Annotated in this window: 13 protein-coding genes; 4 read left to right on the top strand and 9 right to left on the bottom strand. The window is 65.0% G+C overall.

What is annotated here, in order from left to right; translation table 11 throughout:
- Nucleotides 1-332: 332 nt before the first annotated feature.
- The 7 genes from rluB to IP91_RS14530 all read right to left on the bottom strand — a co-directional run bounded on the left by rluB (nucleotide 333) and on the right by IP91_RS14530 (nucleotide 9,475).
- Nucleotides 333-2,450, bottom strand: a complete 2,118-nt coding sequence (gene rluB, locus IP91_RS14500; RefSeq protein ID WP_145649762.1) for a 23S rRNA pseudouridine(2605) synthase RluB — start codon at nucleotides 2,448-2,450, stop codon at nucleotides 333-335.
- Nucleotides 2,437-3,150, bottom strand: coding sequence for an SMC-Scp complex subunit ScpB (scpB, locus tag IP91_RS14505; protein ID WP_145649763.1), 714 nt, complete (start codon nucleotides 3,148-3,150; stop codon nucleotides 2,437-2,439). The genes rluB and scpB overlap by 14 nt, the downstream gene beginning before the upstream one ends.
- Before the next feature lie 256 nt (nucleotides 3,151-3,406).
- A complete protein-coding gene (locus tag IP91_RS14510) occupies nucleotides 3,407-4,447 on the bottom strand; it encodes a glucokinase (protein ID WP_145649764.1) in 1,041 nt (346 codons plus the stop codon).
- A gap of 226 nt (nucleotides 4,448-4,673) precedes the next feature.
- The gene (locus IP91_RS14515; protein WP_145649765.1) at nucleotides 4,674-5,642 is read right to left on the bottom strand and encodes a VTT domain-containing protein; all 969 of its coding nucleotides are present in this window, start codon (nucleotides 5,640-5,642) and stop codon (nucleotides 4,674-4,676) included.
- Nucleotides 5,643-5,823: 181 nt separating this feature from the next.
- A complete protein-coding gene (locus IP91_RS14520; RefSeq protein WP_145649766.1) occupies nucleotides 5,824-7,524 on the bottom strand; it encodes an ABC transporter ATP-binding protein in 1,701 nt (566 codons plus the stop codon).
- Nucleotides 7,521-8,540 carry an ABC transporter permease gene (locus IP91_RS14525; protein ID WP_145649767.1) on the bottom strand — a complete coding sequence of 340 codons (1,020 nt, stop codon included), beginning with the start codon at nucleotides 8,538-8,540 and terminating at the stop codon, nucleotides 7,521-7,523. Before IP91_RS14525 ends, IP91_RS14520 begins: the two co-directional genes overlap by 4 nt.
- Nucleotides 8,537-9,475 (bottom strand): ABC transporter permease, encoded by a 939-nt coding sequence (locus IP91_RS14530; protein WP_145649768.1) that lies wholly within the window; start codon nucleotides 9,473-9,475, stop codon nucleotides 8,537-8,539. The genes IP91_RS14525 and IP91_RS14530 overlap by 4 nt, the downstream gene beginning before the upstream one ends.
- Nucleotides 9,476-9,944: 469 nt before the next feature.
- On the opposite strand from IP91_RS14530, the gene IP91_RS14535 reads away from it, so the two are divergent.
- The 3 genes from IP91_RS14535 to IP91_RS14545 all read left to right on the top strand — a co-directional run bounded on the left by IP91_RS14535 (nucleotide 9,945) and on the right by IP91_RS14545 (nucleotide 18,997).
- Entirely contained in the window at nucleotides 9,945-12,722 is a 2,778-nt protein-coding gene (locus IP91_RS14535; protein WP_229474423.1) for a TonB-dependent receptor, read from the top strand.
- 411 nt (nucleotides 12,723-13,133) lie between these two features.
- Entirely contained in the window at nucleotides 13,134-15,926 is a 2,793-nt protein-coding gene (locus IP91_RS14540; RefSeq protein ID WP_229474425.1) for a TonB-dependent receptor, read from the top strand.
- Nucleotides 15,927-16,222: 296 nt separating this feature from the next.
- Complete coding sequence (locus tag IP91_RS14545; protein ID WP_158643148.1) at nucleotides 16,223-18,997, top strand: TonB-dependent receptor plug domain-containing protein; 2,775 nt, start codon at nucleotides 16,223-16,225, stop codon at nucleotides 18,995-18,997.
- Nucleotides 18,998-19,278: 281 nt separating this feature from the next.
- Here IP91_RS14545 and aroG read toward each other — a convergent pair whose 3' ends face one another.
- Together aroG and IP91_RS14555 are read right to left on the bottom strand one after the other, a co-directional pair.
- Nucleotides 19,279-20,337, bottom strand: a complete 1,059-nt coding sequence (gene aroG / locus IP91_RS14550; RefSeq protein ID WP_145649770.1) for a 3-deoxy-7-phosphoheptulonate synthase AroG — start codon at nucleotides 20,335-20,337, stop codon at nucleotides 19,279-19,281.
- 211 nt (nucleotides 20,338-20,548) lie between these two features.
- Nucleotides 20,549-20,977, bottom strand: a complete 429-nt coding sequence (locus IP91_RS14555) for a hypothetical protein (RefSeq protein ID WP_145649771.1) — start codon at nucleotides 20,975-20,977, stop codon at nucleotides 20,549-20,551.
- Between the two features lie 165 nt (nucleotides 20,978-21,142).
- Between IP91_RS14555 and IP91_RS14560 the strand changes: the two genes are divergently transcribed.
- Complete coding sequence (locus IP91_RS14560; protein ID WP_145649772.1) at nucleotides 21,143-23,992, top strand: TonB-dependent receptor; 2,850 nt, start codon at nucleotides 21,143-21,145, stop codon at nucleotides 23,990-23,992.
- Nucleotides 23,993-23,995 lie beyond the last annotated feature (3 nt).

Consider the following 23,995-nt stretch of genomic DNA (forward strand, 5'->3'; position numbering starts at 1 on the left):
AAAAAATGGGCAACTGCCCATCTTCCTGTGTTTCCCACCTGACGGGCCCGGATTCCAGGCGTTTCAGCTTGGCAATCTCGGAACAGCCTCTGCGATCAATCCGGTCAGAGAGCTTTTATCAGGCCGCTTATTATAACGTGCTAATGATTTCGCTGCAACGCCGCATAGGCGATGGCACGCTATTACAACAGCGACAAGGTTGTTTTTTGTACTGCAGAGCGGGCGGGAACCCGGGCGGGCTGGCCGCCACATCAGTCAGTCGCGCTCGCCGGCATTGGGCCAGGGATCCCATATGGGAGCACCCGGCCGGATATCAAGCCGCAAGCCGCAAATCAGCCCTTGCGACGCCGCGGCATGCCGTGGTCCGTCGCACCGCCGCGCGGCTGGCCGCCGCCCCGACGCTGCGATTGCCCGGCGAAGCCGAACGTCGTCTGCAGCGGGTCGGGCTGGCGCGGACGCCCGCTCTTGCCCTGCTGCGGACGGCCGCCGCCGTTGCCCTGGTCACCCAGCGTGGCGCGGCCGATGCCGCCCTGGCCGCGGCCAGCACGGCCCAGGCCGGCACCGAAGGCGCTGCCGTTGCCCTGGCCAGCACCGCCCGGACGGCCGCGGCCGCCGCGTGGCGCCTGCGGGAACGGATCGGCGTTCTTGTTCGAGACATCCATGCGGTTGAAGTTCGGTTCGGACTCGCGCTCGCGGCCGCGGCGCTCGCCACCACGGGCACCCGCCTCGTTGCCACGCTCGTTGCCGCGCTCGCCGCCACGCTGATTTCCATTGCGCTCGTTACCGTTGCGCTCGTTACCGTTTCGCTCGTTACCGTTACGCTCGCCGCGGTCATTGCCGCTGCGCTCGCCCTTGGCGCCGCCCTCGGCCGAGGCCTTCTTCTCCACGCCGACCAGCGACAGCAGGTCGCGCACGGTGTTTTCTTCCATCTCTTCCCAGCGGCCGCGCTTCAGGTTCGACGGCAGCGTGAGGGCACCGTAGCGCGTGCGGATCAGGCGCGAGACGGTCAGGCCGATCGCCTCGAACATGCGGCGCACCTCGCGGTTGCGGCCTTCGCCGATCACCACGCGGTACCACTTGTTGACGCCTTCGCCGCCGCCATCGGCGATCTTGGAGAACTGCGCCATGCCGTCTTCCAGCTCCACGCCGGCCAGCAGCTTCTGGCGCATGCCCTCTTCCAGCTCGCCCAGCGTGCGCACGGCGTATTCGCGGTCGATGTTGTAACGCGGGTGCATCAGGCGGTTCGCCAGGTCGCCGCTGGTCGTGAACAGCAGCAGGCCTTCGGTATTGAAGTCCAGGCGGCCGACGGCGATCCATTTGCCGACCTTCATCTGCGGCAGGCGGTCGAACACGGAGGCGCGGCCATCCGGATCGTCATGCGACACGATCTCGCCGGCCGGCTTGTGGTACACCAGCACGCGCGGCGGCTTCTTGCTCACCTTCCGCTGGATCAGCTTGCCGTTGATGCGCACCGCATCGGCGGGCAGGATGCGCTGGCCGATATGGGCCGGTTCGCCGTTCACCGACACGCGGCCGGCCACGATCAGGTCTTCCATGTCCCGGCGCGAACCGAGGCCCGCTTCGGCCAGCACCTTGTGCAGTTTCGGGGCATCGTCATCGGCCGTCAGGTCGCGGCGCACGGCCTTCGGCGACTGCTTGCTGCGCGCGCCTTCGGCCTTGTCGAATTCATCCGAGGTAACGAAGGAGAACACGGCATCGGCTTCGCTCGGCTTGCCACTGGCACCGCCCGGGCGCTGCTGGCCGCGCTGGCCACGGCCCTGCTGGGCTGGCTGGCCCGGCTGGCCGTTGGCCTGTTTTCCCTTGCCGTTCTTGTTGCGGCCGCGGCCATCGCGGCGGCCTTCGCCGCGCGCTGCGCCATTGCCTTCATTGCCGCCCTGGCGCTCTTCCTGCGGCGCACCCTCGGCGGCCACGGGCGCTACGGCTTCCGCCGCAGGCTGCGCGGCAGCTTCGATGCCGGCTGGCGCTTCGGCCTGGCCGGCATGTTCGGCGCGCTCCAGTTCGCGCAGCGCGCGCTGTTCGCGCATCTGGCGCGGACCGCGCGGGGTACGTGCCTTCGGTGCCGCATCGGCAGCCGGGCTGGCCTCGGCTGCAGCCTGGGCTGCTGCCACGGGAGCCGCGGTTTCAGCGGCCGGCTCGACAGCCTTCCTGGTGCGGGCGCGCGGCTTTTTCACGGTGGCGGATTCGGTCACGGCGGCAGCGTCGGCTGGTGCTGCTGCCGGCGCGCTGTCGCTGCCCGACTCGGTGATCAATGCCGCAGCCGGTGCAGCCGCCTTGCGGGTGCGCTTCGGCTTCGCTTCGGGTGCCGGTGCGGCCGCGCCCTCCGTTGCCGCGGCGGCAGCCGCCTCGATCTGCGCCTTGGTGCGGCGCTTCGGTTTCACGGCGGGTTCAGCCGGCGCACCGGTCTCGGGAATATTGTCAGTGTTGTTCATGCTTGTCATCTTGCGTGGGCGGCGCCGGCACCGGTTCGTCGGGGCAGGATTCCCCGGGCGCTTCATTGTCATTGGCTGTGGCGGCATGCGCCGCCTTCTCGAAATTCTCCTGCAGCGCCGCCTCGAGCACGTCGATCGGATCGGCATTCTGCACGTCGCCCATTTGCTGCAGGGGCGGCAGCTGGGACAGCGACTGCAATCCCAAATCGTCCAGGAACTGTTTCGTGGTGCCCAGCAGTGCCGGGCGTCCCAGCACGTCGCGGTGGCCGACCACGTCGACCCAGCCGCGGTCTTCCAGCATCTTGACCGTCTGCGAGTTCACGGCCACGCCGCGGATCTCTTCGATATCGCCGCGCGTCACGGGCTGGCGGTACGCGATGATCGCCAGCGTTTCCAGCGTCGCCCGCGAATACTTCTGCGGCTTCTCCGGATTGAGCCGGTCCAGGTACTGCTTCATCTCGGGCCGGCTCTGGAAGCGCCAGCCGGTCGCCAGGGACACCACTTCGAGGCCCCTGCCCTGCCACTCCTGCTGCAGCTCGGCCAGCAGGCCCTTGATCGTTTCGGACGGCACACCGTCTTCCGGCGACCGGCCGGCATCGTCGCCATCGACGAACAGCTTCTTCAGGCTGTGCACCGACAGCGGCTCACGAGCGCAAAGCAGCGCGGTTTCGAGGACTCTTTTCGCCTCAGCTGTATCCATAAAGCCACTAGTGGTTGCAAAGCGATGCAGGGAGCCGCAGTCCGCCCTCGAATAGCGGTTGGGCCAGAAACGATCTGGCCGGCAGTGCCGGGGCTGGAGGGGAGATGCATCGTCGGAACGCGGTATTTCAGGAGCGTGACCGCTGGCGGACCCGGAAGAACTGCGTGGTCGGGGGGAGCCGTTTCATCCAATGACCGCCATTGTAACCCATAAAACCTCGCCGGGTGCAATTCACCGGTGCAGCGAAATGGCGCTGTCAGGCTGCCGGCTGGTCGCCGAGGCGCTCGGCCAGGATCGCGGAAACGCCCAGGAAGGCGGGATACTCGGCCGTGATCACATAGGTGGGGACATTGGCCAGGTAGGCGCGCATGCGGCCCTTGTCCTCGAACCGCGCGCGGAACGCCGAGCGGCCGAAGCGCTCGCCCAGCTTCGGCACGATGCCGCCGCCGATATAGACGCCACCCTGTGCGCCCAGGGTCACGGCCAGGTTGCCGGCGACGGTGCCCAGCATCGCGCAGAAGGCTTCGATCGCCTCGTCGCACAGCGAGCAGCTGCCATCGAGCGCGCGGCGCGCCACGTCGGCGGCGGACAGTTTTTCCGGCGCCACGCCGCGCAGGTGGGCGACCGCGCGGTACAGCAGCTCGATGCCGTTGCCGGAGATCAGCCGCTCGGCCGACACGTGCTCGAACTCGCGCCAGGCGAACTGCAGGATCGCCACTTCCTTTTCGGTGACGGGCGCGAAGCTGACATGGCCGCCTTCCGACAGCAGCGCCGTCCAGCCGGACGCCGACGGCACCAGTCCCGACACGCCCAGCCCGGTGCCGGCACCGACCAGGCCCAGCGGCGTTCCGGCCACGGGCTCGCCGCCACCGACCTTGCGCTTCTGCTCGCCCAGCTGCGGCAGCGAACGGGCCAGCGCCGTGAAGTCGTTCACCACGGCCAGCACGTCGAAGCCCACTTCGCCGCGCATCGCCTCGATCGAGAATTCCCACGAGTGGTTCGTCATGCGCACATGGTCGCCGGTGACCGGATTGGCGATGGCGATCGCGCCGTGCTTCACCACCGGTGCCACGGCCGCGATGTCCGGCAGCGCCAGGTAGGCGCGCAGCGCGGCGGCCAGCGTCGGATGTTCGCAGCAGGGCAGCACGTGCACATGACCCACCTGCCCCGGCGCCGTCTCCAGCGCGAAGCGCGCATTCGTGCCGCCCACGTCGGCCAGCAGGCGCGGACCGCCGGGAAAAGCGGAAGGAGCGGTCTGCAAGACGGTCTGCGGCGCGGGTGTGGACATGGCGTTCATGGGCTATCGGGAGAAAAAGTGTCGCTTATGCTATCGGATTTGGCCGCGGCCGTGCAAGCGTTTCACGTAGTTTAATTACATGAGGCGGCGTCGATCCTGGCAGTTCGAGCGCAAGCACACGGCCTCCCGCAAGGTTGCTGCGCGAGGCAGCGTAGGAATACTACAAAGTGTGATTGCGCGACTGAGCGGTTTACTGAGCGGTTCACTGAGCGGTTCAGTGAGCGAGTCAGTGCGAGGCGCCCGGCGCTGGCAGGTCGCCCTCGCCGCCATCGAGCACGACGTCCGGACGGAAAGCGCCATTCCAGGCTTCCAGGCCGCCATGCAGTGGACGGGCATTTTCGAAGCCGTGGGCGTGCAGCTGCTTGGCGATGGCGGCCGCCGTCACGTCGTTCGGGCAGCTGCAGTAGACGATGATGTCGCGGTCCTTCGGCAGCACCGCCAGCAGGCCGGACAGGTTGCCGTCCACGTGCAGCGCGCCCGGCACCGGCGGATCGAGGCGGCGCGCGGTGGCGCTGCGGGCATCGACCATCACGGGCGCGTTGCCGCCGTCGAGCAGGCCGCGCAGCTCTTCCACATGGATGCGTTCGACGCGCATGGCGCGCTGGAAGCGGCGCCGTTCCACGTACTTGAACAGCACGAACAGGCCCAGCAGCGTGCCCAGCACGGCCAGCGCGGTGCCGCCCATCGTGGCGAGGATGCCCAGCACTTCGTCGACGTTCTGCTGGAAATACACGCCGATCAGGATGCCCGTCAGGCTCCACATCAGCCCTCCGAGCAGGCTGAACGACAGGAACAGGGGCAGCGGCGTGCCCATCGCCCCCGCCAGCGGCGGCGCGATCGTGTTGAAGCCGGGGATGAACTTCGCGACGATCATCGACTTCGGACCCCATTTGCGGAAGTTGTCCTCCGTCTGGGACACGCAGTAGTCGGGCGACAGCGAGATCCGGCACAGTACCTTCAGGATGCGCTTGCCGTAGCGGCGCCCCGCGTTGAACCAGAACAGGTCCGCCGCCAGGCAGCCGCACATCGCCACCGCCAGCACCCCCGCCAGCGGCGTGCCGCCATTCATCGACAGCGCGCCGGACACGATCAGGATCGGATACGCGGGAATCGGCGCGCCCATCTGCTCGACCAGGACGACGGCAAACACGATCAGTACGCCGTATTCCTGCAGAAGATAGATGAAGTTCGCCATGGTCCCGCCATCTTAACGTATCCCGCCCCCGCCGTCAGGCGCCATTGGAGATACCGCCACAGCCGAGTTCGTGTCAACTTCGGGGTCAGTCACGTTTGTTGACACAAGCTCGGCTTTAATAAGGCTGAGCCCGTGTCAACTTTGGTGACTGACCCCGATGCTGACACGGGCTGGACAGTGGCTAGCGGGTGCCGGGGATGGCGGCGAGCAGCGTGCGCGTGTACGGGTGCTGCGGGTTGCGGTAGAGCTCGTCGGCGTCGGCGCTTTCGACGACGGCGCCGTGCCGCATCACCATCACGTGGTCGGAGATGTACTTCACCACCGCCAGGTCGTGCGAGATGAAGAGGTAGGACAGCCCGAACTCGTCCTGCAGGTCCTGCAGCAGGTTCAGCACCTGGGCCTGCACGGAGACGTCCAGCGCGGAGACGGATTCGTCGCAGACGAGGATTTCCGGCCGCAGGGTCAGGCAGCGCGCGATGGCGATGCGCTGGCGCTGGCCGCCGGAGAATTCGTGCGGGTAGCGGTGCAGCGCCGCCGCCGGCAGCCCGACGCGCGCCAGCCATTGCAGCGCCAGCGCGACCCGCTCGGTATCGTTGGCGCCGATACGGTGCAGGCGCATCGGCTCGAGCAGGATCTGGCCCACCGTGAAGCGCGGATTCAGCGAGGCGTACGGATTCTGGAACACGATCTGGATGCGCCGTTTATACGCGTGATACTCCCGCGGCGACATGGCCAGCAGGTCGCGCCCTTCGAACAGCGCGCTGCCGCCGCTGGCCTGGTGCAGCCGCAGCAGCGTCAGGCCGACGGTGGTCTTGCCGGAACCGGATTCGCCAACCACGCCCAGCGTCTTCCCGCGCGGCAGACGGAACGACACGTCCTGCACGGCCTGGAACTCGCGCTTGCCGAACAGGCCTTCGCGGACCCAGAAGCTCTTCTTCAGGTTGCGCACGTCGAGGATGATCTCGTCGTCCGCCGCATAGCCGCGGGTTCGCTGCGGCACCGCGTCCGCCATCCCATCCGCCCGCGTGCCGCCCTCCATGAAATCGGCGATGACGGGCAGCCGCAGCGGCCGCGCATCGAGCGGTGGCCGGCAGTGCAGCAGCGCGCGCGTGTAGTCGTCGCGCGGTGCGCCGATTACCTGCTGCGCGCTGCCCTGCTCGCGGATCTCGCCATGCCGCATCACCACCACTTCATCGGCGATCTCGCTCACCAGCCCCAGGTCGTGCGTGATGAACAGCACGGCCATGCCCCGCTGGCGCTGCAGCTTCGCGATGAGTTCCACGATCTGCTGCTGGATCGTCACGTCCAGCGCGGTGGTCGGCTCGTCGGCGATCAGCAGCTTCGGTTCGCAGGCGATCGCCATCGCGATCATCACGCGCTGCTGCTGGCCGCCGGACATCTGGCCCGGATACGCATCGATCTTCGTGGCCGGATCGGGAATGCCCACTTCGTCCAGCAGCGCCAGCGTGCGCACGCGTGCCTGCCGGCGGTTCATGCCCATGTGCCGGCGCAGCACCTCGCCGATCTGGAAGCCGACGGTGAACACGGGATTCAGCGAGGACATCGGCTCCTGGAAGATCATCGCGATGTCGCGCCCGCACAGAGCGCGGCGCGCCGCCGTATCGAGATGCAGCACGTCGCGGCCATCGAAGCGGATGCTGCTGCCCGCATCGACCAGCGTGTTCTCGCGCGGCAGAAGACCCATCACGGCCAGCGAACTGACGGACTTGCCGCTGCCCGATTCGCCCACCAGCGCCACCGTTGCGTTGCGCGGCACGTCGAACGAGATGCCTTTCACGGCCTCGAAAATGGTGTGTTTGTCGACGCGGAAGGCGATGCGCAGGTCGCGCACTTCCAGCAGGTTGTTCGTCTCCTGCGTCATCGTGTCTTCACCTTCGGATCGAGCGCATCGCGCAGCGCATCGGCCAGCAGCGAGAACGCGGTGACCAGCACGGCCATTGCCGTGGCGGCCGCCGTCAGCTGCCACCATTTGCCCAGCAACAGTTCATTTTGTGCCTCGTTCAGCATCGAGCCCCACGACACCACCCCGGCCGGCACGCCGAAGCCCAGGAACGACAGGATCACCTCGGCCTTGATGAAGCCGACGACGAGGATCGACATCTGCACCAGCGCCACGTGGCTCACGTTCGGGAAGATGTGCGCGAACATCTTGCGCCATGCCGAGGCGCCGATCGCATCGGCCGCCAGCACGTACTCGCGCGCCTTGTGCTTGATGTATTCGGCGCGGATCAGCCGGTACGGCCCGGTCCATCCCGTCAGGCCCAGGATCAGCACGATCGTCAGCACGCCCTTCTGCTGCAGCACCGCCGCCACCGTCAGGATCATCAGGATCGACGGGATCGACGTGAACACGTTGTAGAGCCAGTTGAACGCATCGTCGACCAGGCCGCCGTAGTAGCCGGAGATGGCGCCGAACAGCGTGCCGAGGCCGACGGCGACGAAGGCCGCAACCAGCCCGACGACGATCGATGTCTCGCCGCCCTTGATGGTCTTCTGCACGATGTCGTGGCCCCATTTGTCGGCCCCGAACGGCAGCGTGGCGCGGCGCACCGGCGGCGCGCCGCCATCGGGCAGCTGCGCGCGCAGCGCTGCGAGGTCGGCCGCCAGCGGATCGAACGGGTTTGCCCGCGCCGGCGGCGCCGTTGTGGCCGCAGCCACGGTGCCGGGATTGGGCACGCCGGCAAACGTGGGCGGCGCATAGTTCACGCCCACCTCGTCTTCCCAATCGGCAGCCACCAGGCCGCTGGCGGACAGCACCAGCAGCAGCAGGAACGCCGCCACCACGGCCAGCGCCGCCATCGCCAGCCGGTCGGCCCGCAGCCGCTTCCAGGCCAGCGTCCACAAGCCGGCCGAGCCATTCGTCACCGGCGCCCTCATCGCAGCTGCACGCGCGGATCGACGGCCTGGTACAGCAGGTCCGTCAGCAGGTTGAACACCATCGTGGCAGCCGCGACATACACGGTGATCGCCTTGATGACGGGGAAGTCGCTGCGCTCGACGGCCAGGATGACTTCGCGGCCGATGCCGGGAATGCCGAAGAAGCGCTCCAGCAGGAAGGCGCCGATCAGCAGCGCCGGCAGGTTGGCCATCACGTGCGTGAGGATCGGGATGGCGGCGTTGCGCAGCACGTGCACCCACATCACGCGCCGCTCCGGCAGGCCCTTGGCGCGCGCGGTGCGCACGTAATCCTGGTTCGCTTCGTCGAGCACGAAGCTGCGGTACAGCCGCAAGGTGGGCGCGATCGATACCGCCAGGCCGATCAGGATCGGCAGCAGCGCATAGCGCAGCAGGTTGTCCGTGAAATGGTCGCCCCAGCCCTGCACGGGGAACAGCCCCAGCTTGTAGGCCAGGCCGTACTGGAAGACGATGATGTAGACGAGGATCGAGACCGACATCGCGGCCGTGCAGGCCACCATCGTCAGCCGGTCCGTCAGCGAGCCGCGCACGAAGGCGATGGCCAGCGCCAGTGCGATGCCCAGCAGCGTTTCCAGGACGGTGAGCGGCACCAGCACCGTCAGCGACGGGCCCAGGCGCGAGGCCAGCACGTGCCCGACAGGCTCGCCGGTGGCCCAGCTCTGGCCGAAATCGAACGTGACGATCTGCTTCAGGAAGATCAGCAGCTGCACGTGGTAGGGCTCGTCCACGCCCAGCTGGCGGCGGATATTGGCGATCGCTTCGGCATTGGACATCTTGCCGGCCAGCAGATAGGCGGGGTCGCCGCCCACCCAGTTGAACAGGATAAAAACGAGCAGCACCACGCCGAGCATCGTCGGCAGCATCTGCCACAGGCGGCGCAGGAGAAAGGCGGGCATAGTCATGACAATGAATAAAAGGCAATGCCGCCGGCTGGGCAAGCGGGTCTGTCCTTCAGGCAGCACGATAGCGCAAAAGTCCGCTGCGCGACAGATATTGCATTAATAAAGTGAGTTCGCCGAATAAAGTTGCGTCATAAGAACTTTTGCTCAGCAGTTGTATCAATTCCTCCACAATTTCTTAGCCATCACATTGTTCATTTACGAAGATTAACGATGAGCGCAATTGCCGTAAAAAGACGTGAAGATACGCGGAATCCTGCCGAATAGATGCACTTTTTTTAATGAAGCTGCAATTCGACCTCCGGCAAATGAATTCAACCCGACAACTTTTTGTTTGACCGGCGTCAACCCGCGATGCTTTCATGAGTCCCCAAGGAAGTTCATCGCTTCCGGGACACGAACACAGACACACCCATCTGATGTTCATCGGAAATTATTTGTGGAGGTAGTACCCATGGTAGAGAAAATGATGGCTCGTTCAGTACGCCTGGTGTTCGCCGGCGGCATGGCAGCCACGCTGAGCATGGCCGGTGTTGCCAATGCACAGGACAATTCCAGCATCCAGCGCGTCGAGATCACGGGTTCGTCGATCAAGCGCGCCAGCGCCGAGACCGCATCGCCGGTCCAGGTGATCAGCCGCGACGACCTGCTGAAATCGGGCAAGGGCACCGTCGCCGAATACCTGCAGACGCTGACCGTCGACGGTGCCGGCTCGCTGCCGACCGGCTTCGGCAACGGCTTCGCTGCCGGCTCTACCGCGATCTCGCTGCGTGGTCTGGGCGCCACCTCCACCCTGGTACTGCTGAACGGCCGCCGCATGGCGCCATTCGCCCGCGCCGATGACGGCCAGAAGAGCTTCACCGATCTGTCCACCGTGCCGATGCAGATCGTCGAGCGCATCGAGATCCTGAAGGACGGCGCCTCGTCGACCTATGGCGCCGACGCGATCGCCGGCGTGGTCAACATCATCCTGCGCAAGGACGTGCAGGGCCTGGAAATCAAGGCCGACACGGGCTGGTCGCGCTATGACGACGGCAAGGCCAACAAGGCCTCCATCACCTATGGCCAGGGCGACCTGGACACCGACCGCTACAACTGGGTCGTGAACGCCGAATACAACCAGTCGGACCGCATCGCCAACAGCGACCGCCGCAGCCGCGCCTACATCGGCAACGGCGACCTGCGCGCCTACGGCTTCCCGGTCGGCACGCAGTTCGCCGGCGGCTACATCAACGGCACCAACAGCGTCAGCCCGTCCACCACCGGCATGGTGCGCGATCCGGTGTCGACCAACTACGTGAGCCTGCCAGGCTGCTCGACGCTGTCCGCGACCACGAACCAGACCGGCGCCAACGGCGGCTGCCTGTACTACGCCGACCAGTGGCGCGACATGCAGCCGGAAATCGAGTCCACCAACCTGTACTCGAAGGGCACGCTGCAGATCAACGACAACACCCAGGCCTACGTGGAACTGGGCTACTCGAAGCGTTCGACCGGCTTCACGATGACGCCGCCGTCGATCACGCCAACGGTTGCCTTCCCGCCGAACGCCACGACGCCACAGGGCTTCATCAACTACGGCAACCTGAACCTGCTGGCCGCTTCGCACCCGCAGAACCCGTTCGGCGCCCCGGCCCGCGTGCGCTACATCGCCACCGACATCGGCCCGTCCGAGCGTAAGGCGGACAACGAATTCCGCCGCTTCGTCGTGGGCGTCAAGGGTTCGGCCCTGGGCTGGGACTACGACACCGGCTTCACGTATTCCGATTCCAAGCTGGACCTGGAATACACGAACATGCTGAACATGAACGTGCTGCAGCAGGCGCTGAGCAACCCGGCGTCGCAGTACTTCCCGTACTACCTGGGCACCCAGGCATCGAAGAACCCGGCCTCGCTGTACGCGGCGCTGGTGGTCGATGCAATGTCGCACTCGAAGACCAGCCTGTCCGTGGTCGACTTCAAGGCCACGCGTGAACTGCCGATCGCCCTGCCGGGCGGTAACATCGGCCTGGCCGTCGGCGCCGAACACCGTCGCGAGAAAGTGTCGAACCCATCGCTGTCCGGTTCGGAAAACGGCTCCATCAACTCCAGCTACGTGGCCGCCTTCGGCGACGCCAAGGTGTCGGCCATCTACGCCGAGATCCTGGCACCGCTGCTGAAATCGCTGGAACTGTCCGCCGCTGTCCGTTACGACAAATACGACAACTTCAACTCCACCACGCCGAAAGTCGGCCTGAAGTGGACCCCGGTGCGTAGCTTCGCCCTGCGCGGCACGTACACGGAAGGCTTCCGTGCACCGGGCGCCGCCGAAGGCAGCAGCGCTTCGCAATCGACCGGCACCTCGACCGTGCGCGATCCGATCCGTTGCCCGGGCGGCGTACCTGCCGCTGGCGGCGCCACGCTGACCGACTGCGCCATTCCTGTCGCAGCCGTCAAGGTGGGCGATGCCAACCTGCAGCCGGAAACGTCGAAAGGCTACACGCTGGGCATGGTGTGGGATCCGCTGGACGGCCTGAGCCTGGCGCTGGACGGCTGGAAGATCAAGCGTGAGAACGAGATCAACCCGCTGCCGTACAACGAAGCGGCGGCCCTGCCGACCGCGATCCGCAACGACAACAACCTGGTCGTCGGCGGCGTCGTGCGTCCGAACACCGGCACGCTGGTGCTGACCCAGGCACCGTACCGCAACTCGAGCTTCACCGAGATCTCGGGCGTCGACCTGGACATCAAGCAGCGCCTGCGCCTGGGCGACTACGGCCGCGCCACCGTCGGTGCCGTGATCACCCACGTCGCATCGTGGGCCCGTCACGAAAGCGCCACGACCGTCTACCAGTTCGCCGGCACGCACGGCAACTGCGACACGTCGAACTGCGCCGGCACGCCGAAGAACAAGGTCAACCTGAACGCTTCCTGGGACATCGGTGCCTGGAACTTCGCGGGCAACCTGAACTGGCGCGACAAGATGAAGAACATCCTGTACGAAGGTGCAGGCTGCGCTTCGGTCCTGGCCAATGGCCAGCCAGGCACGAAGGATTGCGAAATCGCTTCGTTCACGACCCTCGACCTGTCGACCCGCTGGAACGTCAACAAGCAGCTGACGCTGTTCGCTTCGGTGAACAACGCCTTCGACAAGATCGCTCCGCTCGATCCGCTGACCTACGGCGGCATCAGCTACAACCCGATGGATGCATCGGGCGCGATCGGCCGCTACTTCAAAGTGGGCGCCAGCTACAAGTTCTTCTAAGCTGAAGCTTTAGTAAAAAAGCAAGAGCGCCCCGCGAGGGGCGCTTTTTTTATGGGCGCTCGATTCCCGCCATATCTGTTTTCTGTTGCAGGTACGCGACAAACGTGCAATATTTCTTCGATAGTCACGTGCCTCGGAGAAACTGCACCACATATGAACAATTAGCCGACGATGGGAATCTTTTCCAAGAAGTAACTAGTTTCCAAAAGCGCCATCCCCTCCTTTCTCCCCGCCCCGCCCGCTCTCCGTTACAAAACCGCCCTGCCCGACCGTTGACGGAAAGTCGCGCCAGGTGGTCTCATCGCCCCCCGTAGGAACGCCACCGTTTCCTGCGCCTGGGGAGCCAAGCAGCACACGACGTTGTCACAGCTCGCTGATTCACGTTTGAAGGCAATGAGAAAGATAGACACCATGATGGAAAAAATGATGGCCCGTTCGGTCCGCCTGCTGTTCGCAGCCGCCGGCATGAGCGCCGCCGCCGTGCCGATGCTGGCACAAGCACAGGACGCGGGCATGCAGCGCGTCGAGATCACCGGTTCGAGCATCAAGCGCGCCAGCGCCGAAACGGCATCCCCGGTCACCGTGATCAACAGCGACGAGCTGCTGCGCTCCGGCAAAGCCACCGTCGCCGAATACCTGCAGACGCTGACCGTCGACGGCGCCGGTTCGCTGCCGACCGGCTTCGGTTCCGGTTTCGCTGCCGGCTCCACCGCGATCTCCCTGCGCGGCCTGGGCGCCACGTCCACGCTGGTGCTGCTGAACGGCCGCCGCATGGCGCCGTTCGCCCGTGCCGACGACGGCCAGAAAAGCTTCACCGACCTGTCCACCGTGCCGATGCAGATCGTCGAGCGCATCGAGATCCTGAAGGACGGCGCCTCGTCCCTGTACGGCGCCGACGCGATCGCCGGCGTGGTCAACATCATCCTGCGCAAGGACTTCACCGGTCTCACCGTGCGCGGTGAAACGGGCTGGTCGCGCTACGACGACGCCAAGCAGAACAAGGCCTCGATCACCTACGGCCAGGGCGACCTGGACGAAGACAAGTACAACTGGGTCTTCAACGCCGAATACAACCAGTCCGACGAACTGAAGGCCTCCGACCGCGCCAGCCGCGACTGGATCGGCCACGGCGACATTCGCCCATGGGGCTACGGCCTGTCGACGCAGTACGCGGGCGGCTACATCAGCAACGGCGCCGCATCGCCATCGCCGACCGGCGCGCTGCTGAATCCGGCCACCGGCCAATACGTGTCGCTGCCGGGCTGCGCCAACTTCTCGACCTCCGTGCAGGGCGATCCGCGCGGCGGCTGCGTCTGGCACCAGGACCAGTTCCGCTCGCTGCAGCCGCAGATCGAATCGGTCAACCTGTACACCCGCGGCACGTGGCAGATCAACCCGAACCTGCAGGCCTACACGGAACTCGGTTACTCCGAGCGCAAGACGTCGTTTACGATGACGCCCGGCTCCACCTCGTCGACCGTGGTGTTCCCCGGCGCGAACGGCGGTGCGAACCAGCTGATCAACTACGGTTCGGCCATCGTGATGGACGCGACGCATCCGCAGAACCCATACGGCCAGGACGTGCGCCTGCGCTACTCGGCATGGGACATCGGCGCCTCCGTGCGTGACGCGAAGAACGAATTCAACCGCATCGTGCTGGGCCTGAAAGGCAGCAACGCCGGCTGGGACTGGGAAGCCGGCTACACCCGCTCCGAGTCGAAGCTGGACCTGAGCTGGTCCAACATGCTGAACCTGAAGGTGCTGCAGGCTGCGCTGGGCGATCCAACGAGCCAGTACTTCCCCTACTACATCGGCACGCAGGCGTCGAAGAACTCGCCGGCGCTGTACGCGGCCCTGTCGCGCAATTCGACTTCGCACTCGACCACGCGCCTGAACGTGGTGGACTTCAAGGCCACCCGCGAACTGCCGGTGACGCTGGCCGGCGGCAATATCGGCCTGGCGATCGGCGGCGAACACCGCGAAGAGAAGCTGAGCAACCCGAGCCTGTCCGGCACGGAAGACGGCTCGATCAACGGCAGCTACACCGCCGCGTTCGGCGATACCAAGGTGTCGGCCGTGTACGTGGAAGCGCTGCTGCCGATCCTGAAGACCGTTGAACTGACGGGCGCGCTGCGTTACGACCACTACGACAACTTCAACTCCACCACGCCGAAGCTGGGCCTGAAGTGGACGCCGTTGAAGACGTTCGCGCTGCGCGGCACGTACACGGAAGGCTTCCGTGCCCCGTCGGCGGCCGAGAACAGCACGATGTCACAGGCCGTCGGTTCCGCCTCCGCGCAGGATCCGGTGCGCTGCCCGACCGTCAATGGCGTGCCGACCCCACGCACCGGCGCTAGCCAGAGCGACTGCTCGGTGTCCGTCAGCTCGATCAAGATCGGCAACCCGAACCTGCAGCCGGAAGAGTCGAAAGGCTACACCCTCGGCATGGTCTGGGATCCGTTCGATGGCACCAGCCTGTCCGTCGATGCGTTCAAGATCAAGCGCAACAACGAGATCAACCCGGTGTCGTACGCCGAAGCGGCCGCTTCCCCGACTGCCGTGCGCAACGACAACAACCTGCGTGACGCCAATGGCGCCGTGATCCCGAACTCGGGCACGCTGCTGGTGGTCTCGGGTGCCTACCGCAATTCGTCGTTCACGGAAGTGAAGGGTGTCGACCTGGATGTCAAGCAGCGCCTGCGCCTGGGTGACTACGGTCGCGCCACGCTGGGCCTGACCTGGACGCACATCTCGTCGTTCCTGCGCGCCGAATCGGACACGCTGCAATACCAGTTCGCCGGCACGCACGGCAACTGCGACACGTCGAACTGCATGGGCACGCCGAAGAACAAGGTCAACCTGACGGCTTCGTGGGACATCGGCGCGTGGAACTTCAGCGGCCTGGCCAACTGGCGCGACAGCATGAAGAACATCCGCTACGAAGGCGCACCGTGCGCCAGCCAGTTCGCCAACGGCACCGTTGCGCCGAACGGCTGCGAACTGGCATCGTTCACGACGGTCGACCTGTCGACCCGCTGGAACGTCAGCAAGCAGTTCACGCTGTTCGCCTCGGTGTCGAACGTGTTCGACCGGGTGGCACCGCTGGATCCGCTGACCTACGGTGGCATGAGCTTCAACCCGCTGGATAACTTCGGCGCCGTGGGCCGTTACTTCAAGGTCGGCGCGCAGTACAAGTTCTTCTGAACTAGCGCGACTGACTGACCGGGCGGCCCTGCGGGGCCGCCTTTTCGTTATTACGGCATCGCCGCGTGCAGCATCGGAACGTCACATTTGGTGACATTCCCCGAACAAAAATTGACAAATAGCACGCCCGGATGATTTACTACGGCCCCCGTGATTATTTGTGAGAATTGCGGGCATCCGCCGGTCATTAAACGATGGTGACTGCCGGTTGGCAGCATGGGCTGCGCCAGCCTCCCCTACCCGGCGGGGCTGTCAGTTGTTCGCAATATCTGAAAGTTGTCATGATTGAGAAAGTCTTGTCTCGCTCCCTGCGCGTAATGTTCGCGGGCAGCCTGGCGATGGGCATGCACGCCGCGACCGCGCAGGAAGCCGGCGAGCAGTCCATGCAGCGCGTCGAAATCACCGGCTCGTCCATCAAGCGCATCGCTGCCGAAGCGTCGCTGCCGGTGCAGTCCTTCAACCAGAAGGACATCAAGAAGACGGGTGTCACCACCGTCACCGATTTCATCCAGCAGATCCCAGCGATGCAGGGCTTCTCCGTGGCGGCCGATTCGGTCGGCGGCGGCGGTGGCGGCATCACCACGGCATCGATCCACAATATCGGCGAGCAGTACACGCTGGTGCTGCTGAACGGCCGCCGCATCGCGCCCGCCAACTCCGGCACCACGATCGACCTGAATTCGATTCCCCTGTCGGCCGTCGAGCGCGTGGAAGTGCTGACCGACGGCGCCTCGGCGCTGTACGGTGCCGACGCCATTGCCGGCGTCGTCAACTTCATCCTGAAGAAGGGTGCCTCCGACTGGCAGATCGATGCCAAGTACAACCGCCCCGAACGTTCCGGCGGTTCGTCCAATGCGGTTTCCCTGTCCAAGGGCTTCGGCGACATCGACGACGATGGCTACAGCGTGTTCTTCTCCGCCAGCCACGACGAACAGAAGGCCCTGAAGGCATCGCAGCGTTCGTTCGCCAAGACGGGCATCGTCAACTTCACCGACCCGGCCAACGGCCGTGCGCTGCAGTTCATCAACGGCTCCAGCCTGGCGCTGCCGGCCAACGCCGCGGTGCGCTACACGGCCGCCAATGGCGACGCCAGCTCGGTCAACCTGAACCCGTACGCGCTGTCGCACAACGGTGCCTGCGCGCCGATGAATGCCGACTTCTACGGCAACGGCAACTGCTACTTCGACCACGCGTCGACGATCGAGATCAATCCCGAGACGAAGCGCGACGGCGTGTTCAGCTCCGGCGAATTCAAGCTGGGCGCCAGCGGCTTCAAGGCGTTCTACGATTTCGCCTTCACCAAGGCCAATGTGCGCTCCGCGATCGCACCGTTCCCGGCGCAGTTCTCGATCGACCAGGGCTCGGCGCTGTACAACCGCTACGTGGCGCCTTACCTGACGGCCGAACAGGCCGCCGGCGTGACGAGCGTGACGGCCAACTACCGCCTGATGGAAATGGGCAACCGCACGTACGACTACGGCACCAAGGCCACGCACATCGTTGCCGGCGTCGATGGCAATGCCTTCGGCTGGGACGTGAACTCGGCGTTCACCTGGTCGCGCAACCGCCAGACGCAGGACTATGTCAGCGGCTTCCCGGTCGCGGCCAAGTTCGACGCGGCGATCGACGCGGGCCTGCTCGATCCGTTCACCTATGGCTACGGCGAGATGCCGGAGGCGATGAAGAACACGCTGCTGGGCACCGGCTTCTCCGGCCTGTACAGCACGCAGACCGTGATCATGAAGGGCTGGGATGCGCGCGGCTCGCGCGAAGCGTTCAAGCTGCCGGGCGGCACGGCGATGCTGGGCGTGGGTGTGGACTATCGCGACACCAACTACCAAGTGGCCAACGAGGACGTGGCGAAGAACGCCGAGATCCTGTACGAAAGCCCGAGCATCGACAGCGGCTACCACCGTGCCAACGCCGGCGCCTACGCCGAGCTGATGATGCCGATCACGAAACAGCTGGAAGTGACGGCCTCCGCGCGTTACGACCGCATCGGCGCGACCAAGGACAATGTCGGCGGCGCCAGCTACGGCCAGACCGAAAGCGCCAATACCTGGAAGCTGTCCGGCAAGTACTCGGCCACGAAGAACCTGATGTTCCGCGCCGCGGCCGGCACCGGCTTCCGCGTCTCCACGATGCAGCAGATCGCCGGCATGCAGGAAGACTGGGGCGTCACGGGCGGCAACTACAACTGCCCGCTGGCCGGCACGAACCACCCGCTGGCCTCCTACTGCAACGGCGTGGGCCGCCAGCAGTTCGAAGCGTTCCGCGCGGGTAATGCGGAACTGGCGCCGGAGAAGTCGAAGCAGTGGTCGATCGGCACCGTGTGGGAACCGCTCAACGGCGTGTCGATGGCGCTGGACCTGTGGCAGGTGGAGATCCGCGACCAGGTCACGGATGTCGCCGAATCGCAGATCTTCGCGCAGTGGGAAAAGTACGCGAACCTGTACACCACGAAATACGTGGCCTCGACGGGCCGCAACGAGCTGGCGATCGTCTATGCGCCGGTGAACATCGGCCGCGCGGAAAGCCGCGGCATCGACTACGACTTCCAGCACCGCATGAACCTGTGGGGCGGCAAGCTGACCAACCGCCTGGCCGGCACCTACCTGCTGCGTTCGCGCTACACGGAACCGGGCACCAGCGACGAATGGACCAGCAACCTGAACCGCTACAGCAGCAACGACGACGTGGCCTTCCGCCACATCATCCGCGCCTCGTCGTCGTTCGAGACGAAGCAGTTCACGCACACGCTGACCGCCGCCTACCGCAACGGCTACATCGACAAGCCGCAGACGGAAGACGACTGCGCCGTGATCGTGGCCGGTTCGCCGGGCGAGTGCTACGCGATCACGCTGCAGGTGCCGAGCTACACCACGTTCGACTACCAGGTGGCGTACCGCCCGATGGCCAACGTGGAAATCACCGGCGGCATCCTGAACCTGTTCGACCGCGACCCGCCGTTCTCGCTGCGTAACGCCGGTTCGCACCAGGTGGGCTACAACCCGTCGTATTCCAGCGCGCTGGGACGGCAGTTCTACCTGTCCGGTTCCTACCGGTTCTGATGGCCTGGCCGGTTCGCCGGTCCTGACGGCCTGATGCAAAAACGGCGCCGCGGCGCCGTTTTTCATGGGATGTTCCGAAGGCGTTCGAGTCACGGGGTCTGTCCCCGGCAAGAGCTCGCCCGCGCGTCCACCGCCAGCGTCCGCCAGGGGACTGACCCCGATTTCTGCAACCGCTGCGATGGCGCTGGCCAACATTGGGGGCAGTCCCCTTGTTACCGACAACAACGCATCCCCCCTTGGAGCCTGCGGGGACAGACCCCAAGCGCGCACCGCGGGCCGCCTTACTCCCCCTTCAAGCGCCGCGTTCGCACGGCTTCAGCCAGCTGCTCCAGCACCCGCACGCTGGACTCCCAGTCGATGCAGCCATCGGTGATCGACTGGCCATAGGTCAGCTCCTTGCCCGGCACCAGATCCTGGCGGCCGCCGACGAGATTCGATTCCACCATCACGCCGACGATGCGCGAATCGCCGCCCGCCACCTGGCCGGCAATGTCGGCGCACACGGGCACCTGGTTCTCCGGCTTCTTCGAGCTGTTGGCGTGCGAGGCGTCGATCATCAGGCGCGCGGCCAGGCCCAGGTTGCCGATGGCCTTGCAGGCCTCTTCCACGCTGGCGGCATCGTAGTTCGGCGTCTTGCCGCCGCGCAGGATGATGTGGCAGTCCTCGTTGCCGTTGGTGGACACGATGGCCGAGTGGCCGCCCTTCGTCACGGACAGGAAGTGGTGCGGCTGCGAGGCCGCCTTGATGGCTTCCACGGCGATCTTGATATTGCCGTCCGTGCCGTTCTTGAAGCCGACCGGGCAGGACAGGCCGGAGGCCAGCTCGCGGTGCACCTGCGATTCGGTGGTGCGGGCGCCAATCGCACCCCAGGAGATCAGGTCGGCGATGTATTGCGGACTGATCACGTCGAGGAACTCGGTGCCGGCCGGCAGGCCCAGCTCGTTGATGTCGCGCAGCAGCTCGCGCGCCATGCGCAGGCCATCGTTGATGCGGAAGCTGTTGTCCATGTACGGGTCGTTGATCAGGCCTTTCCAGCCCACCGTCGTGCGCGGCTTCTCGAAGTACACGCGCATGACGATTTCCAGGTCGCCCTTGAGCTGTTCGCGCAGCGGCGCCAGGCGGCGCGCGTATTCCATTGCCGCTTTCGGATCGTGGATCGAGCACGGGCCGATGACCACCATCAGGCGGTCGTCCTGGCCGTGCAGGATGCGGTGCAGCGCCACGCGGGCATCGGCAGCCGTGGCGGAGGCGCTGTCGGTGCAGGGGAATTCGCGGATCAGGTGCGAAGGCGGGGTCAGTTCCTTCATTTCGCGGATGCGCAGATCGTCGGTGCGTTGCATGAGGCTCTCCAGGTAGTGTCGCTTGAAACTGTCGGGGTAAAAAAAAACCGCCATCGCTGGCGGTTTCTGGTATCTGCTGGAACGTTCGCTTTGCTGCTTTTCGCTTACGTGCACCGGCCTGTACTCAACCGCCTGAAGGCTGGGAGCCAAAAATAAAAGTAGCCGGTAAAGAAAGCGAAGTGGTGCATGAACAGTCCTATAAGTTGAATGACTATAACAACAAGATCCGGCGTTTGGCAAGCGATTGTGGGCGACACCGGCTACCGGACAGTCGCACGAACCCTATTTCGCGCCGTGTCCGCACGCTGGCGCGCCCGGCTTTCAGCATGAAATTCTTGCCAAGACGAAAACCTTGTGAATGACTTTCGGAAGAGACGATCACGTTTCGGCAGCCGCAGGAACGCTGGCAAAAGTCACATTTCGCTGAATATAAATTGGTCGGCAGCGTCGTGCGTTGCGACAGCGAATTTTGATTTAGAGAAATCGCTCTAGCTCTGCAATTCATGGCGCGTCGTCCGAGCTGCAGCAGAACGTCACCGCGGCCAAGCGCACCAAAAATTTCAGTGAACAAACTATTTTCTGCAAATTCGTCCAAATAACCGTCATCTACGCCGAACTTGCCTGTTACATTTTGACGCAATTTTTACTTCCAACCCTCCCTCTCTTATGCTGTTTTTGCGTGTGCGCGGGTTGACACCTCCAAATTTTGTTGCGCACATGAGACATTGCAGTTTCCTAAACTGTTTATCTCCTATATAAGTTCGTCTCTCACGAAAAACATCGGACACCTTCTGGAGAACCACTGATGACCATCAAAATTCGCCCCCTGCCAGGTGGACTGCGCCGGGCTTTCCCGGTGGCAGTGCCACTGTTGATGTCGGTTCTGACCGCTCAGGCACAAACCACCGAACCTGCTGCCGGCCAGACCGTACAACGGGTCGAAATTACCGGTTCGAACATTCGCCGTTCGCAGGCTGAAACGGCATCGCCGGTTCAGACCGTGAACCGTGCCGATATCGAAAAATCGGGCAAAACCACCGTCGCCGAACTGCTGCAAACGCTGGCAGTCGACAACTCCGGTTCCGTACCAACCAGCTTCGGCAGCGGTTTCGCCGCCGGCGCATCGGGTATCTCCCTGCGCGGCCTGGGCGCCCAGTCCACGCTGGTGCTGCTGAACGGCCGCCGCATTGCGCCGTATGGCCTGGCCGATGACGGCCAGAAAACCTTCGCCGACCTGAACATCATCCCGGCCGAAGCAGTCGAGCGCGTTGAAATCCTGAAAGACGGCGCCTCCGCCATCTACGGTTCCGATGCCATCGCCGGCGTCGTCAACGTGATCCTGCGCCGCGACTACGTGGGCACCACCGTGCGCGCCAGCCAGGGCCTGTCGAACGAGAAAGATGGCGCGGACACCCGCATCGCCGTCACGCACGGCGTGGGCGACCTGGAAACGGACCGCTACAACTTCCTGTTCAGCGCCGAATACGGCAAGAAAAAAGAAGTGTGGAACCGTGACCGTGCCGACCGCGGCGCCGTCGGCAAGAGCGATCTGCGCGACTTCGGCTTCTCCGCACAGGAAGCCCTGGGCGGCACTGGCGCGATCGTCAATTCCGGCTCGGCCGGCAGCTCGATCATCGGTAACGTGCAGCAGCCTGGCGGTGGCTACTACAGCCGCGACAGCCTGGCAGCCGGCAATGGCTTCACCCGCACCTTCCCGGGCGCGAAGTGCTCGAACCTGACCAGCCACCCGCAGGGCGACCCACTGGGCGGCTGCCTGATCGACTCGGCACAGCAGTACAACCAGATGCAGCCACGTCAGGAAACCCTGAACCTGTTCTCGCGCGCCACGTTCCAGCTGAACCCGGACTGGCAGGCGTACGTTGAACTGAACGGCTACCACAGCAATTCCGATTCGTCGTCGACGCCTTCCGGCATCAGCGGTTCGGTCGGCTACCCAGGCGGCCCGGTCAACAACGCCACGATCTCGCTGGGCGCCGCGCACCCGGACAACCCGTACTTCGGTTCGACCGCCCGCCTGCGCTACCTGGCGTATGACGTGGGCCCACGCACCAGCAACATCGAATCGAACTTCACGCGCGCCGTGGCCGGCCTGAAAGGCTCCGCCGCAGGCTGGGATATCGACTCGGCGATCCTGTTCTCGATGAACAAGGTGAACAACGAGCGCGGCGGCTACCTGCAGCGCGACGTGGCCTACGCCCTGCTGAACCCGTCCGCAGCGAACGTGGCTGCCGCCCAGGCATCCGCAGCGTACCGCGCCCTGCCGGCCGGCACCTACTGGCGCATCGGCGAGAACGCCGGCCTGAACTCGCAGGCCCTGTACGACGCGCTGTCGCCGACCATCGCCAACGATGCCACCACGAAGCTGGCCCTGGCCGACTTCAAGGCCTCGCGTGAGTTCGGCCAGCTGCCGGGCGGCGCGATCGGTATCGCCGTGGGCGCCGAAGTGCGTCACGACTCGACCGAACTGGCACCGACCGCCGGCACCGACCGCGGCAACATCATCGGCCTGGGTTACTCGGCCTATGAAGGCCAGCGCAACTCCGTCGCGCTGTACACCGAAGCCATCGCACCGGTCCTGAAGACCCTGGAAATCTCCGGCGCGCTGCGTTACGACCACTTCAACGACGTGGGCAACTCGTACACGCCGAAAGTGGGCTTCAAGTTCACGCCGATCAACAGCTTCGCCCTGCGCGGTACGTTCGCTCGCGGCTTCCGTGCTCCTGGCGCGGCTGAAAACGGCCGTGGCGGCCTGGCAGCCTTCACCACCGCTGCCGATCCGACCCGTTGCGCCCTGGGCGTGACGGCGGCCTGCTCCGCTTCGTCGGTGGCCGTGATCACGTCGCCGAACCCGGACCTGTCGCCGGAAAAATCGAAGAGCTTCTCGCTGGGCGCCGTGTGGGATCCGCTGCCACGCACCAGCATCTCGATCGATGGCTGGCAGATCAAGCGCACCAACGAGATCAACCAGGAATCGACCCTGTCGGCCATCGCCGCCGGCCGCGTCGTGCGTGACATCGGTTCGTCGACCCGTCCTGGCGATCCAGGCGCGATCGTTGCCGTGCTGTCGAACTACGTGAACTCGGCAGCGACCGAAGTCCGTGGCCTCGACCTGGATGCCCGCACCACGTTCCAGATCGGCAGCGCTGGTTCCATCACGGCCGATGCCAAGTGGACCCACCTGTTCAAGTACCAGCGTATCGAGCAGAACGGCGATTCCGTGGACTTCGCCGGCACGCACGGCAACTGCGACGTGACGAACTGCATCGGCACGCCGGATGACCGCGTCAACCTGGGCCTGACCTGGGACCGTGGCCCGATCCGCCTGTCCGGTATCGTGAACTTCCGTGGCAAGCTGGACAACAAGTACGAGAAGGAAGACACGGAATGCGCGTTCACCTTCGCCAACGGCAACGATGCACCGAACGGTTGCAAGATCAGCTCGTTCACGACGCTGGACCTGACGGGCCGTTACAAGGTGTCCGACAAGGCTGAGCTGTTCGGCACCATCCAGAACGTGTTCGACAAGGAACCACCACTGGATCCGCTGACCTACGGCGCTGCCGGCTACAACCCGCTGGACTACTCCGGCGCGCTGGGCCGCTACTTCCAGATCGGCATGCGTTACACGTTCTAATGC

It is taken from the genome of Pseudoduganella lurida (genome assembly GCF_007830455.1).
Lineage (GTDB): Bacteria > Pseudomonadota > Gammaproteobacteria > Burkholderiales > Burkholderiaceae_D > Rugamonas > Rugamonas lurida.